Below are 16,653 nucleotides of genomic sequence, written 5' to 3'. Positions count from 1 at the left end.
ACGAAAGGCCCGTGCTGTTAAAGTAGCGGTTAAAGTTGTGCTACCAGATGAGAGGAAATGGCGGAAATCTGCGGGATTGAAGGTGTCAGGAAGACGGCTGCACGAGAAAATTGAATCGGGAAGGTCGAGGTCGCTAGCCTTGGGGCATGACATACACATCATCACATGCACCCAAGCGCGCCATCCGTAATATCCTGCGTAATTTCGAACGGCTCAATGAGATCGAGAACGCGGATGTTCCCGTTGAGCAATTGGTCAAGGCCATGCGTGCCGACCTCCAAAACACGCGCGCAGACCTGTCCGATGCAGAAATCGAACGGCGGATTGACCGTCGCCTTGAACGTGGGATGCAGCCTACGACCTCCAAGCCATTGCCGCGACCAGTGCCCGTGAAGCCATCGGCCAAGAAAGGCGCTCGCAAGAAGGGAGGTAAGCGGTGAGCAACCACAACATTGTCTCTGACCGGGAACTGATCGCAGCGGTCAAAGCGCTCGACAGCCGGTTTGTCCCCCTGTTCGAAAGGGGGCTTGCGTCAGGCCCATCGGCCCTCGAAATGCGCCTCGCCCAACACGTCCTTGGCGATGGCGAATATCACTGTCTTGCGCCCTACAAGGCGCTCGACGGTATGAACCATCTGTTCTCCGAACGCGTCTCGAACGGCACGGCGAAAGTCCATCACTATCCGTTGTTTTCGAACATGCTCGCCATGTCCGAACCTAACGCCGATGGCAAATGGCCCAAACCAAAAACCCGTCTCCGGCTCGGCCCTCACCAGATTTTCACGTTTGAGTTCGATAAAAACGGCGCTGAATTTTTCGTCGAGCAATTGGGCTGGTGTGACGTCAAAGCACCATTCAAGGCGTCTGCACTAGCAATTCTGCATGAAAGATTGCGACAGTTTGCCGACTACGATCTCATGACAGTGGCATGGTCGGGCGCGAAGAGCCTGCACATCCACCTGACCTTTACCACCCAGCTATTTCTGAATGCGCATGAACAACCCTGTCCTACGACCATCCAACGTGGACATCAGGCGCATTGGGAGATTCTAAGGTCAATCGTCATGGACACTTTGCGCCCATCGGGAGGTGTGCAGCCGGATGACAATCTGTCGAGAGCCACGTCGTTGCGTCGCACCCCGCGAGCGCTTCGGACATTGGAAAAACCCAATGTTCTGGGATTTGCGGCAGGAAGGCGCGTTCGACAGGTTCTATTGCTTGAGCAAGAGAGTAAGCGCCAGCCTGCGCTGAAACTGCTATTCTCCCCAAGCCTTTTCACCGTCGATAGCAACGTCCGAAAGCCGCGAGCCTATTCTCCAGACATGGCTTTGCCGCCAGACCAGCATCGGCATTGCGAACGCCGCCTTGCTGCCTTCTACGAAGGAACAGGCCTCACCTTTGTCCACCTTGTGCACTCTGGCGATGATCACCGCGCTCTGTTTCGAAACAGCCCTCGCGATCGCAATCCATCGACCTATATAGCTGAGGAATTTGTGACGCCCCGTTTTATCGGGACTGATGCCGATCTAGCAGAAGCTGCTGGCTGCCCGCCTCTTCCCGCGCCTTTGGGCCAGATGATCCGCATCTGGTGCGCTGAGCTTGATCAGACTGACGCGCTAACCAGCGGCCAGATCGTAGCGGCGCGCAAACTGATGGCGGAGAACCTTTCACGCTACATGATGCTCGTTAGGGAGCCGATGATTCTGACCGCACCCGAAGGGATCAGCAAAACAACCACCATCATTAATGACTTCGATTGCATCGACATGGTGGTGAACGGCGACCGCCGCCCTACGATGTTTGCTTTCGGAGATTATGCTAACGCCCATGAAAAGGCGGAATATTTCAACGAACGCTGGAAAGGATCGAGACATCTCGCCATCGTTTGGCGATCATGGTCCCGCTGGTATAGCGACATATGCGACGACCTCGGCCGCGAATCCCTGACAGAGGCCATCGCGACGGCCCAAGGCGTGTCACTTTGGCGTCTCATCGAACGGCTTCAGCCCGATGTCCGCCGCGAACTTGAGCAGCAACATCGTGATCTGTGGCAGCAGGTTGGCGATCGCCACCCCGTCATCATGACCGTTCATGATGTGGCGCATCGATGGGGTCAATTCGGTCGCACCCGGCAGTTGTTTGATCCGAACTACTTCGACCGGGAAATTGAAGATGATGATGCCCGAAATCGCTCGGCGCTCTCTTGCCTGATACACGATGAGGTTTCTGTCGGTAATCTCGTTCGGGTTCTGACCGAGGACCAGATGGCGTGGATCAACGACCTCCGGCAAGCGTCCGGAGACATCTGGGCTGAGCCAAGGATAGCACAGCAAAGACGAGCGTTTGATCAGCATGTCGAGGCCCGTGGCAACATGGGCTTTGATTTCCACGCTGCCCGAGAGATGATGACCCTGCCCTTCGACGAAGTAATGCTGCGCAGAACCGCCGAATATCCGGCGTTCCCGCACGGCGATCGCTATGCCTGTAACGGTGAGCGGATGTTCGTAGCCCGTCGCAACTGGTGGATGGAAGGGCCGGATCGAAGGCTGGCGGACAGGCTGCTATTTCTGACGACGGAGGTGGTGCCGACGTGCGTTGCAGATAAGGCGTTCGATGGCAACATCCTTTGCACCAGCCCAACGCATCTCCGGCTGGGCAAGGACCCGCTGTCGGTTGGTAGCTGGAAAGGAATCCGCTCCAAACATATCGATGAGGTGACGCGTGATTATCATGATCTGGAAGGCTGGACGATCATCGCGAACAAGCTTGGCGATCACGTTGCAAATGGGATGACCCATGCGGCAGCACGGGGGCGCAACGATCTGGCCTCCCGGTCAATCGTGCAGGTGGTAACCATGCTCGATCAGGACCATTACCGCACCGTTCAGGCCTTGAATGCGTGGACGGGCCGGGAGGATTTGGTTCTTATGACCCACGTTGACCAGATCAACCAAACCGCTGGACGTAATCGGGGATTTCGTCGGCAGCCCTGCACCGAACACCATCTGCTGATCAACCCCACGTTGTATCGGGCGTTGATGTCGAGCCCGGCGGCGATGTCAGGCCTTCGCTATAGATTTGAAGTCAGTTTGACCCGAAATCAAAAGCGTAAGGCGCAGGAGCAGCGCAAGGCCGCATGATCCGATCACCCGACTAGCGCGGGAAAGGCAGGGTCTTCTTCATAGACTACGGCGGTCGGCCGCTTGAGCAGCGGACCACCGTCCGTCTTGGCGAGCCACCGACAAGGAGAAAGGCGATCAAAAGCTTCGATTTCCTGTCGTGTGGCTCCCCAGACGCATACCATCAAAGCAAATGGCACGCGGTTGGCCTTATCGCTACGGCCAGAAGCGCGAGCAAACTGCATTCGGCCTTGCAAAAATCCAATGTCGCAGACTCGGGCAAGATGGTCGTGGAAGTAGGCACTGTCGGTTCTTGCCGGGACAAGGGCTACGACTTTGTTCACTTTCCCAGCAGCCCACATCTCGTCCGCTCGACGGAGCCAACTGGTCATCCGTGAAAACGGCGGATTCACGTAAGCGAGGCGGCCTGACCATTCATCCCGGAGCCCGTCGCCACCGTCAGATAGAAGGATTTTGCGAGTTGCCCGAACCGGGCTCTCGGTATGGGCACAGGGATCAAGGTCGATGCGGCCCCAAACCTCCTCAAGAATGCTCACAAATTCTACTGGAGTGAAACGGGAATCGCGCTCGCCCACGATCGATGGGAGAAAGGGCGTGAGATTCGGTTTCCGGCGCTCGGTCCGCGATGTCTGGATGACGGTCATGACTTTGGTAAGAGAGGCGACGGTGCCCCTGCCATTCTCAAGCGCAATAAGCGTTGTCGGTGAAATGCCCGCCCGCCGTGCAAGTTCCTCGGCGGAAAGGCCCATGACTTGCCGACGATTCTTCATCTGCTCCGGTAACGTCGCGCCGCGCGCCAAACCGGAGACATGATAATGCAGCGCCGTCATCACGCGGAGCAAAAGAGCGACAGAACCGATACCACTTTCCAGCCGCGCGATAGCTTGCCGGTCTGCATTAACGAGACCGGCAAGCTGCGTTTGGCTCAAGCCTTTTTCGCGCCTTGCGGCAGCAACGTCTTGGATCAAATTCAACGGCAAGATTGTATCAGATATTGCTGGATGTCACCGTCGGACTATCAAGCCTCGACAAGTCTGGCTTGTGTTGGATCGTATCGATAATGGACGATCGAACCATCCCTGATCTTCTCAACCGCGGCGTCGATTACAGCCAGCGGCACTAGGAACCATTCTCGCGGCTTCACGGGGTTACCGAATCGATCGCGGATCATCAGGTCGACCTGAGCAGGGGCGAAGACACGATGGATCAGAGCCTCCAGCTTTGCGCGATTGATATTGAAGAGATTGTAGCTGGCGACGATCTCAACTCCCGCGAGAAGATAGGTCGCGTCCTTCGCAGCGTTGGAAATCCGGGCTTCGATGGAGCCTCCCGTCACCCCGATCTTGTGGATCAGGTCTCGATGTTCCGTGATCGTGGGATGGTCGGAATTGCTGCGCAATACGTAGATTGTGCCGCTTTCCAGATCGCCCTCTTCGGTCGTTGCCGCAAACAGCGGTCCAGCTTCCGGTTCGGTGATCCGCCGCCCTGCATCATCCTTATAGAGGGCTCGCTGTAATGAGCGCAGCAGCAGGTTGCTCTCCGTGGCGTTCGAGTAGACGACCTTCAGGCGGGCGTCCGTTTCGCCGTTTGGCGCACGGATGGGTTCGCCGACATCAGCGACATAGGCGATCTGCCCGCCAAGGATGAAGAACTGCCCCTTGGTGATGTCGGCTTTGAGGAATCCTGCGTCCTTTACGAAGGGACGCGTGACCCGTGCGCCGCTGTCTAGGTCGCGTTCGACCTGTTCGAACAGGGGCTTGAATGCGGCGAAGTTCTCACACTTCTCTCGATTTGCAATTTCCTCAGCGGCACGACGCTCGTCGGCGGATGGCACATGGCGCAACACGCGAATGTCATCAGCGGCAGGATCGACCGCGATCCCAAGCTCGGCGAGCAGGGCGTCGTCGTCGATGTTCTCGACGGGCATTGCTGCTTCCGCCTCAGTCATACTCAGCAGGCCATGGGCATCAAGCGGGGTGAGAAGCTCTCGGCATTCGTCGAGTTCCCGCAGGCGGTCGAGGCGCACAGCATAAAGGCGCTCAAAGATATCGCGATCTTCGCCGTGCTGTGGTTTCCGCCCGTGCTCATCGTGAAAGCGCACGACATCCTCAAATCCTGCGATGATCCGCTCCTCGCGAGGCGTGTAGGTCCGTGCTTTGGGTTGTTCGATCGCTACGCCAAGCTCGGCAAGCAGTTCGTCATCAGAGAGGTCAGCCATTTGCGGCCGCCTCTGCACGATATCGAGCGAAAGCCGCAACCCCTTCGGCAAGCCGCTTCTCCCATGCGTCCTGCGCATTGATGTCGGGCAGCCGTCCGCGCTCCTTCTTGAATCGAAGTGCACGCTCGGCAAGATCGCGGGCCTCTTCCGGTGAAATTTTCACCTTCCGCGCCGAAATCACGGCCTGCACCTGCTTGAGGATGTTGGCATCCATGGACCGGGCAAGCACCGAGTAGGCCGCTTCGAACGGGTTGATGCTGTCGATCAGGTCGATGTCCAGATCGCGGACATCCATCGCGAATTTGCGCACGCCGTCGATCAGCGCAGTGTTCAGCTTGGGCTCACCATCCTCGGCGTCACCGCCCCCGGCGAGCTTCTTCGCGCGCTGGGTCAGATTGAGCGCGGCGATGGCGTGCTGGCGAACAGCCTCCTGATCATCGGCGCTCAACTCGGGATAGCGATCGCGCACGATCTTGCCCATGCGAAGCTGGGTCAGTTCCTCGGGCACCACTTCCTCGTCGAACATGCCGCGCTCAAGGGCGGTCTTGTCCTGCACGAACTGGGTAATGACCTCGTTCAGGTCTTCCTGACAGATGCGGACGGCTTCCTCGCTCTTGGGCTCGACAAGGCCGTTGATCTCGAAGTGGAATTGGCCGCGCTCCTCATTGAAGCCGACATTGGTCTGCCCCTCCTGATAGCCACCGGGGCCGTAGTCGAAGTCGTCGATCGGGCCGCGATCCTTGGGTGTGAAGGTGAACCTTGGCGCGAGCACCTGCTCCATCAGCAGACTGGCGGCGATGGCTTTGAGGGTGTCGTTGATCGCGCCGACCACCGCCGCCTCGGACGCATCAGGCTCGGCGATCAGATTGGTGAAGGTCGCGGTTTCCTTCCCCGGCGCGTCGCGGGTGGCACGACCGATGATCTGGATGATCTCGGTCAGGCTCGACCGATAGCCAACCGTCAGCGCATGCTCACACCAAATCCAGTCGAAGCCTTCCTTCGCCATACCAAGCGCGATGATGATATCGACATGATCGCGGTCGTTGCGGTGGGCGGGGTCTTTCAGCGCGGCGAGCACCTTGGCCCGCTTCGCAGGGTCGCTGTCATCGACCAGATCGGCAATCTTGATGACCCGGCCGTCCGGCAGCTTCACATGATGGAAGCCGGTCTGGGGGTCGGCACCCTGCCACTCCCCCAGATACTCCATGATCTCCTCGACCTCCTTGATCTTGTCCTTCGTGCTCTCGCGCGAATTGACCGAGGGGATGTGGACGATCGTCTTCTTCGCCGGATCGAGAACCGCCTCGATCGCGCTCAGATAGCGGTTGGAGTAGAAAAAATAGCCGATGTTGAGGGCCTTGAGATGCTCATAGCCATTCAACTGCTCGTAGTAAGTGTAAGTGACCGGCTCGAACCGTGCCTCATCCTCGGGCATGAGGACCGGCACCGCGTCACCACGGAAATAGCTGCCCGTCATCGCGACGATGTGCGCCTTGTCGCGGCGGATGAAGTCGGCAAGCTGGCTCCCGAGGCGGTTGTCGGCACTGGCGGAGACATGGTGGAACTCGTCCACCGCGATCAGCCGGTCATCGAACGCCTCAACGCCAAGCTGCTCTACCGCGAAGCGAAAGGTCGCATGGGTGCAGACCAGCACGCGGTCATCGCTGGTGAGGAACTGGCCGACCGCGCGGACCTTTGAGGGATCGACGCGCTCCTCATCCGGCCCCGGCGCGTTGCAAAGATTCCACTGCGGCTTCACCGTCCAGTCGGCCCAGAAGCCGAATTTGGATAGGGGTTCATCAGAGAAGCTGCCGCCGATCGACTTCTCAGGCACGACGATGATCGCCTGCTTCAGCCCCTGATTGTGGAGCTTATCGAGCGCGATGAACATCAGCGCGCGCGACTTCCCCGAGGCGGGAGGCGACTTGATCAGCAGATACTGCTCACCCCGCTTGTTATAGGCGCGCTCCTGCATCTCGCGCATGCCCATCGCATTGGGCTTGGCGGAGATGCCTGTGCGGGCGGTCTGAAACGAGACGGCGGGTATGGGCTTGGCAGTGGTCATGATTTCCAATTCTCGGCTGCAACGATTGCAGCCTTCCATGCGCGATCAACTGATTTTGTCTCGGCGAGGAAGAATTCTCCACCGAGCGATTTGCCTTCGTTAGCAAGCAACTTCTTCATCTCACCTTCCCCGGCCAGCGCGTGGCGCGACGAGGGAAACGGAGATCGCTGCTCCACATAAGTGGATTTCTCGATCTTCCATTCGAACGCACAGGCCGGGAGCGCGCCGTTATGGGCATCGCACCGAGTCTGTGGGCTGACCGAGAAGCCGACCTTAACGATCGAATGACCGGATGCCTCATATCCAAGAAACTTGTCGGCGTCCCCGTGCAGGCGGAGGATGTAAAGGTGCTTCGGTCCCTCAGCCTCACGAACCATATAGCCCGATTGAGACACCGGCCCCGGCCTACTCGGCGAAAGGATTTTCTGGGCTGGCCCCGGTATGAGAGCCTCGACCGGAGCGCCACCAAAAACGGAAACCTCGTATAGCGGCAGATCGAGAATCCGCAGCGCCTCTTCCGAGGTCAGCCGCAGGCCATATGATCCGATCGCCGTGCCGTTAGCGCCGCCCTTATGGGTATCGGGGAAGATGTCGCGAACGAAAGGGCGGTCCTCCTCCGGGATACGCCATGCGCGAAGTGCTTTCAGGGCATTAGCCCACGCATCCACCCGCGCCGGGTCGCTTCGCTCTGCCGCTTGGCGTTCGGGAGCAAGGAAATCCCACTTCGTTCCATAGATGTGAGATTGCTGCTGCATTCCGAGCACGCGAAGCCGTTCTTTGGAGTTCGGGGCCTTGGAAGTGGCGCAGACGACCAGCAGCGCACCGGGCTTGCTCTCTCGGACAAACTTCTCGCGCGAGGACGCCTCGGTGTAGCCCAGAAAGCCCCATGTCTCGGGATCGAACCCGTGGAAGCTCTTGAGGAAAACCTGCGGCGGATCAGCCCTTATCGCGGCAAGCGGGTCCAACATCGCATTCCACTCTCGACCGTCCTGATGAGCCCGGACGAACGCCTCGACGCTGCCATATGTCTGGACGACCTTGGTCGGAGCGATCTGGCTGATGACGCGACCGTCCGTCGCCCAGCCATGAGCCTCGAACATCGAGCCGAGCCCACCATAAAGATCACTGGCGATCCGATTGATCGCCTGCTTGTCCCATCCCGGCTGACGGTTCGGCTCACTCACACCAGCGACCGCCATATGCTATGAGGATGTGCGATCGGACGCATCGTCAGGGACCGAGATTCATGCCTAAAGCCGTCGAGGATCAAAACCCGATCAAGGTCAAACGGGGAACAAGCGCGAAGGAATATCCCCGTTTTCCCAGCGTTTTCCCCATTTATCCGCCCCATTCTCACCCCTCCGATCAAAACCCGATCAAAACTTTTGTAGCATCATGCCCAGTAGGGTACATAACCGGCACGCGGATGCTCAGGGTCTCCGGCCCGGATCAGGGTTGCGTCCAGAGCCAAGCGGATCACCGCCGATGCTTGTGAGGCGTTTCGCTCCGCGATCCCGAGCCGCTCCCGCAAGCTCGCGTTGGTCATCCGATCGCTGCTGACATATCGCAGCGCGGCGTGCTGATAGCAGGCGCGAACGCGCTCATCCTGCGTCATCTCGGCGAAGCTGCGGGGCGCGAAAAGGGCCGCGCGAACCGAATGATCCTCTTCGCGGAAGTCGGGCGGCGGAAGCTGGTGGAGTTCGGCTGAGGCCAACACCTTGTCAATCCCGGTGCCCTGCTCCTCGCAAAGCCGCATCCGGCGCATCAACGATGCCAACGCCTCGTTTCGCGAACGCGGCGGAGAATCGAGAAAGCGATCCGGCTTCATCAGCGGCTGTCCCGGATTGGTGATCTCCAACCGATCCTTGAACAACTCGACGAGCGGCCCCGCGCCCGTGATCGTCATATCCTGATGGATCAGCGCATTGGCTACTAATTCGCGGATCGCGATCGATGGGTAGAGCGGTTCCTCCTCGCGAAAGGCTTTGCCGATATGCTCGTTGCTCGGCAGCAGGCCGTCGATGTAATCGGTCAGGCCCTTGAACCCGCTGGCATACCCTCTATGTCCATCGCGACGATGTGTCACCGTGGTCGCGCGGTTGGTCCCCTCATAAGCGACGAAGCGAACGCCCTTGCGTGCGATCGAGGGTGAGAAGTCATTGAGGTTCTTGGCGAACAGCATCGCGCCGAGGTTGGTGATGTTCCACTGGCCCCCGACATCGGCCTCGATCAGCCGATCCGCCCGGAGCTTGTCGAATATCCCGGCCCGGTTATCCGGCAGTGGCTGGGCAGTGAGGTCGAAGTAGCTGGTATAATCGAGCCGAGCGAGAACCTCATCGCCGGTGAGGAACTGGGCGGCGATGCCGGTTTCCCACGCATAGGGCTGAATCTTTGCCCAGAGCAGCTTCTGCCGCTCAGGATGATCTGACAGCCGGGGTGTGGCGCTGCCGATCCGAACATAGGCCGTCCGCTCGAACTCGACCGGGCTGGTTGCCGCAGCCGGGATTTCCAGCAGCACGAGCCGCTGTCCCTGATAATCCATACTCTTGAAGCAGAAGGCGATAGCCGGTTGCAGGCACTGGCTCAGCCAAAAGTCGAGGGGTTGGTTCTTATGCTTGGTTGCCGAGGGCTCGAACGATGTGCCCACGACCGCATGATCGCCGTCGCGGACACCCCAGACGACATAGGCAAAATGCTGATCCGCAAGCCGCGCCGCGTTTGAGAGCGCCGAAATCAGTTTCCCGATCAACTCCGGGTCCGAATTATTCTCCTTGAACTCGACCCACGCCGCCTCCGCAGGCAAAGCCCGCAGATCGTCGATGAGCGCATGCGTCCGCGCCTGCTCGCGCTGATGTGCGTCCAAGGTGACCGTGCCCTCGCTCACGCCGCCGCCTTTTTGGTGGTCATCTTGGTGTAGAGGTCGAACAGCTTTTCGAGGCGTTCGGTGTCGTTGCGGAAGCGGCGACCGATGTAGATGCGTTCGAGCACTTCGTCGTTTTCCTCATGAGCCTGACGCAAATTCTCGGGCATTTCGTCAGGATCGTAGAGGTCCGAGATCGTAGCTGGAAAATGCACTTCGCGCGCTAAAAGAATGTTCTCTGCGCACCGCGTGAGGTCAGCCTTATTCTGGTCGGTGAGCTTTGGAAGCGGGAAGGTATTCCAGCCAAGCGTGTTAGAATAAGAGAAATCTGTTCTCATTCGCACGCACACTGTTCCTATCCACACCCAGTGCAGGCGCGATGCGATAAGCGCCATATTCCAGAGATCAGCGTTATACAGAGCAAAATTTCTATCGCCCAAAATGACTGAACGATCCACCAGATCGACTGGGAGGTAGGGACGGTTTTCCGATGAAACACGCGGAATCACTAACGCCGGTTCTTCACGATTTGACCGGAACGCAAATTTATGAGGCTCGTGTGCCGACGATTTCGCTCGCGGGCCAGCCTTCGGATTAGAGCGCTTAACTCTCACCCTCTCAAAACGCTCGGTAAAATTCGATATCCCGTTGGCAACCTCAAGATCGCTATCTTCAACCCAAAGGCAATATCGTTGTTTGCCGTTAATAAGTTCACTCGACCCTAGAAACTTTCTGATCATGTGCTGCGCGCTTAGCGGGATTTCTCCAAATTCATCAATCGACGCGGCAAATAATGCTCCGTCGTCGTCCGCAACATTGCCTGATATGAAATCAGGTCTTCCGTCGAAAGTTTTAGAAATTCCGCTAACTATGATATGCGGCGCGGCTACGAGATAAGCATTAATGTTTTCAACTTGCTTCGAAACAGTTTCATCATTTTCGCTGATAGAATATAGAAACTTATCTCGGTTGGAACTATTTGCGATGGCAACGATAGCCACGGTGACGCCTGCATTGTGACTGGCGAGGTTTTTCCATTTGAAGGATGTGTGCGCGAACCGGATTTCATACCCTAGTGAGAAAATGATAGTCCACAGGGTGTCAACTTGACGCCCTTGGCAAATGGAATTGGTGGTGACGAAAGCCGATACGGTTTGAGTATGCAGGCCGTAATCGGCTGCCTTAACAAACCATCCAGCGACATAGTCGAGCGATTTCCAGCTTGTGGTTCGACGAGAGAAAAGTCTCTCCAGATCAGATTTTTGCTCCTCGTTTTGCCATGTGCTTCCGAGATAAGGTGGATTTCCACAAATGTAGGTTTCCCCACCGGCATTCTCAAAATCTATCTCAGACTGATCCAGAGGCGTTTCATACAGATCGTCACCCTTGAGCTTTACACCTGTTCCGGTTGGCGGACAGATGCTCATCCAATCGAGGCGAAGCGCGTTGCCGCAGGTGATCCAGTTATCGGAATTCAGAGGCAGGAATTCGGCCAGCGCCTCCTGCTGCCCGCGATATAACACATCGCACTGAAATTCGGCGATGATGAGCGCAAGCCTCGCGATTTCGGCGGGGAAGTCGCGAAGCTCGATGCCACGGAAGTTCGTTAACGGAATGTCGCTGCGCCGGTCGGGTTCACCCCGTCGCCGGTTAATCTCAGCCTCGATCTCTCGCATCTGCTTGTAAGAGATGACGAGGAAATTCCCCGATCCACAGGCCGGATCGAACACTCTGATCCGCGCCATGCGATTGCGCAGGTTGAGCAGCTTGCGGCCATTGTCCCCAGCCTCCTCCAGCTTCCCGCGCAGATCGTCGAGAAACAGCGGGTTCAGCACCTTCAGGATGTTCGGCACGCTGGTGTAGTGCATGCCGAGCGCGCCGCGCTCCTCGTCGTCGGCTACGGCTTGGATCATCGACCCGAAGATGTCCGGGTTGATCTTCTGCCAGTTCAGATTGCCGATATGGTTGAGGTAGGAGCGGGCGATCTTGGTGAAGCGCGGCACCTCGGTGCTGCCGCTGAAAAGCTGGCCGTTCACATAGGGGAATTGGTTGGCGTAGCGCGCGATGCCCGCCGACTGGCGATCGGCGATCTTCGTGTCCATCGAGCGGAAAATCTCGCTGATGACCGTATGGGTGTCCGACGAATCCCGTGCGCTCATCTGCTCGACCGTCTTGGTGAACAGCCCCTCGCCGACGAAGATATCGGTATCCTCCGCAAAGAAGCAGAAGATCAGCCGCGCCATGAAGTGGTTCATGTCCGGGCGGCGCTCGGCCTTCGCCCAGTCCGGGTTGTCCTTCAGAAGCTCGACATAGAGTTTGTTGAGACGACCCGTCGCCCGGATGTCGAACGAACTTTCCCTGATTTGCTCAACGGTGGTGATGCCCGCCAGCGGCAGGAAGAAGCCGAAGTGATCCGGGAAATCGGCATAGTTGCACGCGACCGTCTCACCGCTCGTCCGATCCTCCGCTTGGAAGGAATCGCCGTCCGTCGCGAGGATGAACTTGGCCTTGGCCGTCGCCGTCTTCGGGCTGTCGCGCAGCAGGCCGAGCGTGGCCTCGACCTCACCGGCATCGCAGGTCGCGATGTGGATGTTGCTGCGCTGGAGCACGCCGCCGACATCGGACTGGTTGGTCGAGCCGGTGCGCAACCGCTTGATGGTCGTCTCAGGGTTGCCGAACGCGCGCAGGAACGAAAAGGGAAACTCCCCCCGGTCAAAGGGTTCAAGCGCAAGCTGCGAAACGGCTTCTTCGATCTCAACAGGATTCATGAGGTCACCATAATCACGAGCGCATCATGTCGCCAGCGAAACGCATCTTCATTGAAATTTCACGGCCTTCCTTCAGCCCCTTGGCCGCAGGATCGGGGTTAGGGTGAGATTGGCGCGCGACAGAATCATGGAAGCGTCGACCTGCGAGCGGGCGGTCGCCATGTAGGGAGCATCCATCGACATGATGTGAACCCTGTCGCGGATGAGTCCGTTCTCGTATCGTGCGTCAGTTCCGGGCAATAGAATGAAGTGTGGCGATACGACGCTCTGCCTCCTGCTCCATTTGAGCCACGCGATGGCGCACAAGGCGATCGCGCATATTTGCCGACAGATACCGGGGATCGCTTGTCGGATGCACAGGAGCGGTCAGCACCTTCCAAATCGAGATCGCGCCGTCATCATCGAAGCATGAATCATCGTCGCATCCGTCATATCCAAAAGACCAAGTGCCGAAGTTTTCGGGTGAATTTTCCTTTTTCATCGAGTATTTATGCCCTCGTTCCAATCCGATCGAGGAGAAGCCGCATGACAATATGAACCCGATTTGAAGGGAGATATTGTTATGAAGTCCATCGCACCGGTTTCGGGATGGATGCTGGATCGCATCGCGCTGCTCGATGAGGCAAAGCCGGGATTTGCTGGCCATTATCTTCGTGCGAGCAATGAGCGGCGACAGGTTGCGGCTGCGTTTTTGGCTGCCGTGGAACCGGAAGATGATGACGCGAGCGGAGCGGCCGAATTTCTGATGCGTGCCGGGCACCGCGCTATCCTCCTTCGCGCTTTCCGAAGTGTGCCTCCGGGGCTTCGGGCGGCCTTGGGGCGTAGCGGTCCGCAGCCTCACGAACCCGAATATTATCGGCACTTGTTCGACCTCCTTTCGGAGGGGGCTCGCCATCTCGTCGACGCAATTTGGCGGTCCGCCATCCTCAATCCTGACCGTTTGGCCACCATCACAGGTTGCCCTGTCGATCTGTGTGACGCCCGTATCCTCGACAAGGTCAGGGATCGTAAGCACGCCACGGATGTGGCCCTCTCAGTTGATCTGTTGAATCGCCGTGGCGTTGATCGCTCGACACTTGTTGAGGCATTGCGCCGTGCTGATAATATCAATGACGCGATCAAGCGATGGTCGATGTGTATGGCCTTCCCGTCTGGACCGATTCCGGCGGCCAACGGATATCGACCCATCCGTAACGGGATTGAACTGGCAGCGATCGCCCGGAAATACCGCAACTGCTCACGGGGCTATTTTTCTTCGGCGATGGTCGGAGGGCACGCATTCGGCGAATTTCGTCACGAAGGTGCAGAGGTGCTGATCAGCTTTGACAGGACTGACGGCATGTGGATCGCTGACGGCGTCTATGGCTTCCGCAATGGCGCTGTGGATGTGGGCATCTCGCGCGCGGCCTATGCATTTGCCGCCCGGCATGGTGTTCCAGACCGTCGTCCCGATCGTGGTGATAAAGCTGTGGAAGCACTGCGGCGGTTGGGGCGATATCATGGCGATTGGGGTTTGTGATGCCGGAAGGCGAGCAATATTGGCCGTTCACCGAAGCGTTCAACGCATGGTTCGCGTCCGCAGTTGACCTTCACGACATCATAACTGTCAAAGCCAGCGCCGAATGCGACGCCGTCGATGTCAGTTTTCTTATCGGGGACGGCGCGCTTCAGGGATACGCGCATAGGGCTGGGATCAGTATCGCAGCCATGCGCGATGGAGAATGCTGGGATTTTCTTTTCGATGAAGATGTCGTTGCTGAGACCGGGGCTGAGGGATGGTTCTGCTCATTGTGCCCCCCGCGTGATCGGCCGCACTTTTTTACAATTGAAGCACTTTGGGTAGCGCATCTTTTTGAACCATTACGGCAATGGATAGATGCGAAACTGCGCCCCGCAGCGGTGCTGGAATTCTGCAACGAAGGCGGCGCAACATCCGCACGTTTGGCAGCAGATTCCAGCGCTGGTGATCAACAAATTGGTTTGTTGCGGGCAGTTAACCTTTAATAGCAACAGTGAAATGACCGTCTGCGCGGGTCCCGCACAGTTTACTGGCTACGCAACAATCGATCCCGCTCTGCCAAGAGCATCGCATATTCTCGGGCATTATATGCCATTTGGTTTATCAACTTCGCTTTCTCAAAAGCAGGGGAGATTTTGCTCAAGCGATCTCCCACCACCAAGGCATTATTAGGTTTCGATTTATACTCAGTTGTGACGCGCTTACCTCGACGCACGAGTCGAAAATACTCTTTTACGCCGATCCGATCGCCCTTCTCATTAAAAAGGAGCCAATTGATATCCAGAGCGTCCATCCGACGTTTTGCCAATACACGTTCAACCTTGTCCGCATTTGACTTCAAGCGCGCGTTCGCTGCTGCATCGTCGTAATCATGGCTAGCATTTTCAATCATCTGCACTGCGGCCCTATGTTCATAAAGGATTGTGACAAATCCTTGCCATGTCATTCCAAGATGGATGAACATGCGAGACACAGTAGTAGATTTAAGCTTTTTACCCGTTGGTGATTTAATACCAGATTTGTTTAAAATTTTAGTCAACAAAGCCAGATTTAAATTTTCAACTTTATCAAAAAGATCAGTCAAATCGTACAGCCGCTCCAGCACGTCAAACGCTTTGCGTGCGTGCTCAGTGGCTCGCGCGCTGCGCGTTTCCATGCTCTTGCGGAGCATCTCTTCATACATTTTGAGCCGTTTTCCCATCCGTCTGGTATCACAGAAATCAGTAAAATACACAAGTGTGTCAAAGTGGCGATCTCTTGCTGGACGCTTCCCGTTCCACGACATAGAAAAACGGCACAGCAAGCGAATAAACAAGATCGCATCCTTTGAGGTGATCAATTGCATATTTCAAGAATATAGAACTATTGAACTATAAAACTAACGGAATTTATGCGACAATTGCCTGTTTGCATAATAATTTATGGTTTTCTTATCAATTTAATGGAGGACTTTTATATGGTTTATTTCAAAAATACCATCGCTAACGCGATCGGGTCAGCCCTACTGGAATTCAGCGAGGTCAAGACCTTCAATTGTGACATGGTCGAGGGCGTTGAAATCACACGTGAAGCAAGCGAAGTGCACGATTGGGCCGTAGAGGCTCGCGCCGACACATTTTGGGTTCGTCATGAGAACGGCGTCATCGACGCAATATATGAAGGCGATCTCATTGAGGCTCTCAACTGGGCCTATCCCATCGTCATGACGCCTGAATTTTTGGCCTCTTATGCGCCCATGTATCCAGATTTTCCGGGCGATATCATCGACCATATCGCGGCAATTCAAGAGGCGCGCGGGCGTGTCGAAGCAACGCCAGACATCTCTCGCGCGTTGCAGCGCATCGGTGAGATTGCCGAAGCCGGAGGTAAAAAGAGCCCTTCCTCTGCCCTGTCTGCCCTGATTGAACAGGTCCTTTCCGACGATCTTTTAGCTGCTTCCTGAGGATAGCAACAGGGGCGGACGGTCTTCTCGTGCAGCCGTCTTCCTGACACCTTCAATCCCGCAGATTTCCGCCATTTCCTCTCATCTGGTAGCACAACTTTAACCGCTACTTTAACAGCACGGGCCTTTCGTGCCGGATCGT

13 protein-coding genes are annotated in these 16,653 nt (G+C 57.0%); 5 read left to right on the top strand and 8 right to left on the bottom strand.

The genetic code is table 11. The features are described 5' to 3' along the window. Positions 1-146 precede the first annotated feature (146 nt). Both A0U87_RS22710 and A0U87_RS22705 read left to right on the top strand, forming a co-directional pair. Positions 147-440, top strand: coding sequence for a hypothetical protein (locus tag A0U87_RS22710; RefSeq protein ID WP_137406036.1), 294 nt, complete (start codon positions 147-149; stop codon positions 438-440). Further along, the gene (locus tag A0U87_RS22705) at positions 437-3,139 is read left to right on the top strand and encodes a hypothetical protein (protein ID WP_137406035.1); all 2,703 of its coding nucleotides are present in this window, start codon (positions 437-439) and stop codon (positions 3,137-3,139) included. Before A0U87_RS22710 ends, A0U87_RS22705 begins: the two co-directional genes overlap by 4 nt. A gap of 5 nt (positions 3,140-3,144) precedes the next feature. Here the strand turns inward: A0U87_RS22705 and A0U87_RS22700 are convergent, their stop codons facing one another. From A0U87_RS22700 to A0U87_RS26525, 7 genes are all read right to left on the bottom strand, one after another. Next, positions 3,145-4,119, bottom strand: coding sequence for a DNA N-6-adenine-methyltransferase (locus tag A0U87_RS22700; RefSeq protein ID WP_137406034.1), 975 nt, complete (start codon positions 4,117-4,119; stop codon positions 3,145-3,147). A gap of 38 nt (positions 4,120-4,157) precedes the next feature. After that, positions 4,158-5,357: a GIY-YIG nuclease family protein gene (locus A0U87_RS22695; protein ID WP_137406033.1), complete on the bottom strand. Its 1,200-nt coding sequence runs from the start codon at positions 5,355-5,357 to the stop codon at positions 4,158-4,160. After that, positions 5,350-7,422: a pseudomurein-binding repeat-containing protein gene (locus A0U87_RS22690; RefSeq protein ID WP_137406032.1), complete on the bottom strand. Its 2,073-nt coding sequence runs from the start codon at positions 7,420-7,422 to the stop codon at positions 5,350-5,352. Before A0U87_RS22690 ends, A0U87_RS22695 begins: the two co-directional genes overlap by 8 nt. After that, positions 7,419-8,606, bottom strand: a complete 1,188-nt coding sequence (locus tag A0U87_RS22685) for a hypothetical protein (protein ID WP_137406031.1) — start codon at positions 8,604-8,606, stop codon at positions 7,419-7,421. The genes A0U87_RS22690 and A0U87_RS22685 overlap by 4 nt, the downstream gene beginning before the upstream one ends. 209 nt (positions 8,607-8,815) lie before the next feature. Then, positions 8,816-10,306, bottom strand: a complete 1,491-nt coding sequence (locus tag A0U87_RS22680; RefSeq protein WP_206366627.1) for an ATP-binding protein — start codon at positions 10,304-10,306, stop codon at positions 8,816-8,818. Next, on the bottom strand, positions 10,303-13,050 hold the full coding sequence (locus A0U87_RS22675) for a DNA methyltransferase (protein WP_137406030.1): 2,748 nt from the start codon (positions 13,048-13,050) through the stop codon (positions 10,303-10,305). The genes A0U87_RS22680 and A0U87_RS22675 overlap by 4 nt, the downstream gene beginning before the upstream one ends. A 226-nt stretch (positions 13,051-13,276) precedes the next feature. Further along, complete coding sequence (locus tag A0U87_RS26525) at positions 13,277-13,810, bottom strand: hypothetical protein (RefSeq protein WP_137406029.1); 534 nt, start codon at positions 13,808-13,810, stop codon at positions 13,277-13,279. A gap of 102 nt (positions 13,811-13,912) precedes the next feature. On the opposite strand from A0U87_RS26525, the gene A0U87_RS22665 reads away from it, so the two are divergent. Both A0U87_RS22665 and A0U87_RS22660 read left to right on the top strand, forming a co-directional pair. Then, positions 13,913-14,569, top strand: coding sequence for a hypothetical protein (locus A0U87_RS22665; RefSeq protein ID WP_137406028.1), 657 nt, complete (start codon positions 13,913-13,915; stop codon positions 14,567-14,569). Further along, a complete protein-coding gene (locus A0U87_RS22660; RefSeq protein ID WP_137406027.1) occupies positions 14,569-15,054 on the top strand; it encodes a hypothetical protein in 486 nt (161 codons plus the stop codon). The genes A0U87_RS22665 and A0U87_RS22660 overlap by 1 nt, the downstream gene beginning before the upstream one ends. 41 nt (positions 15,055-15,095) lie before the next feature. Here A0U87_RS22660 and A0U87_RS22655 read toward each other — a convergent pair whose 3' ends face one another. Continuing rightward, positions 15,096-15,884, bottom strand: coding sequence for a hypothetical protein (locus A0U87_RS22655; protein ID WP_206366626.1), 789 nt, complete (start codon positions 15,882-15,884; stop codon positions 15,096-15,098). Positions 15,885-16,025: 141 nt separating this feature from the next. Between A0U87_RS22655 and A0U87_RS22650 the strand changes: the two genes are divergently transcribed. Continuing rightward, complete coding sequence (locus tag A0U87_RS22650) at positions 16,026-16,511, top strand: hypothetical protein (protein ID WP_137406025.1); 486 nt, start codon at positions 16,026-16,028, stop codon at positions 16,509-16,511. Positions 16,512-16,653 lie beyond the last annotated feature (142 nt).

The organism is Sphingobium sp. MP9-4, from assembly GCF_005281675.1.
Classification (GTDB): domain Bacteria; phylum Pseudomonadota; class Alphaproteobacteria; order Sphingomonadales; family Sphingomonadaceae; genus Sphingobium; species Sphingobium yanoikuyae.
Note: the sequence above shows the minus strand (reverse complement) of the source record. Positions and strands in the feature narration are given on the sequence as shown.

Coding starts and splice junctions, on each gene's coding strand:
- A0U87_RS22695 (WP_137406033.1), bottom strand. CDS start 5,357: ATGGCTGACCTCTCTGATGACGAACTGCTTGCCGAGCTTGGCGTAGCG.
- A0U87_RS22675 (WP_137406030.1), bottom strand. CDS start 13,050: ATGAATCCTGTTGAGATCGAAGAAGCCGTTTCGCAGCTTGCGCTTGAA.
- A0U87_RS22690 (WP_137406032.1), bottom strand. CDS start 7,422: ATGACCACTGCCAAGCCCATACCCGCCGTCTCGTTTCAGACCGCCCGC.
- A0U87_RS22650 (WP_137406025.1), top strand. CDS start 16,026: ATGGTTTATTTCAAAAATACCATCGCTAACGCGATCGGGTCAGCCCTA.
- A0U87_RS22660 (WP_137406027.1), top strand. CDS start 14,569: ATGCCGGAAGGCGAGCAATATTGGCCGTTCACCGAAGCGTTCAACGCA.
- A0U87_RS22710 (WP_137406036.1), top strand. CDS start 147: ATGACATACACATCATCACATGCACCCAAGCGCGCCATCCGTAATATC.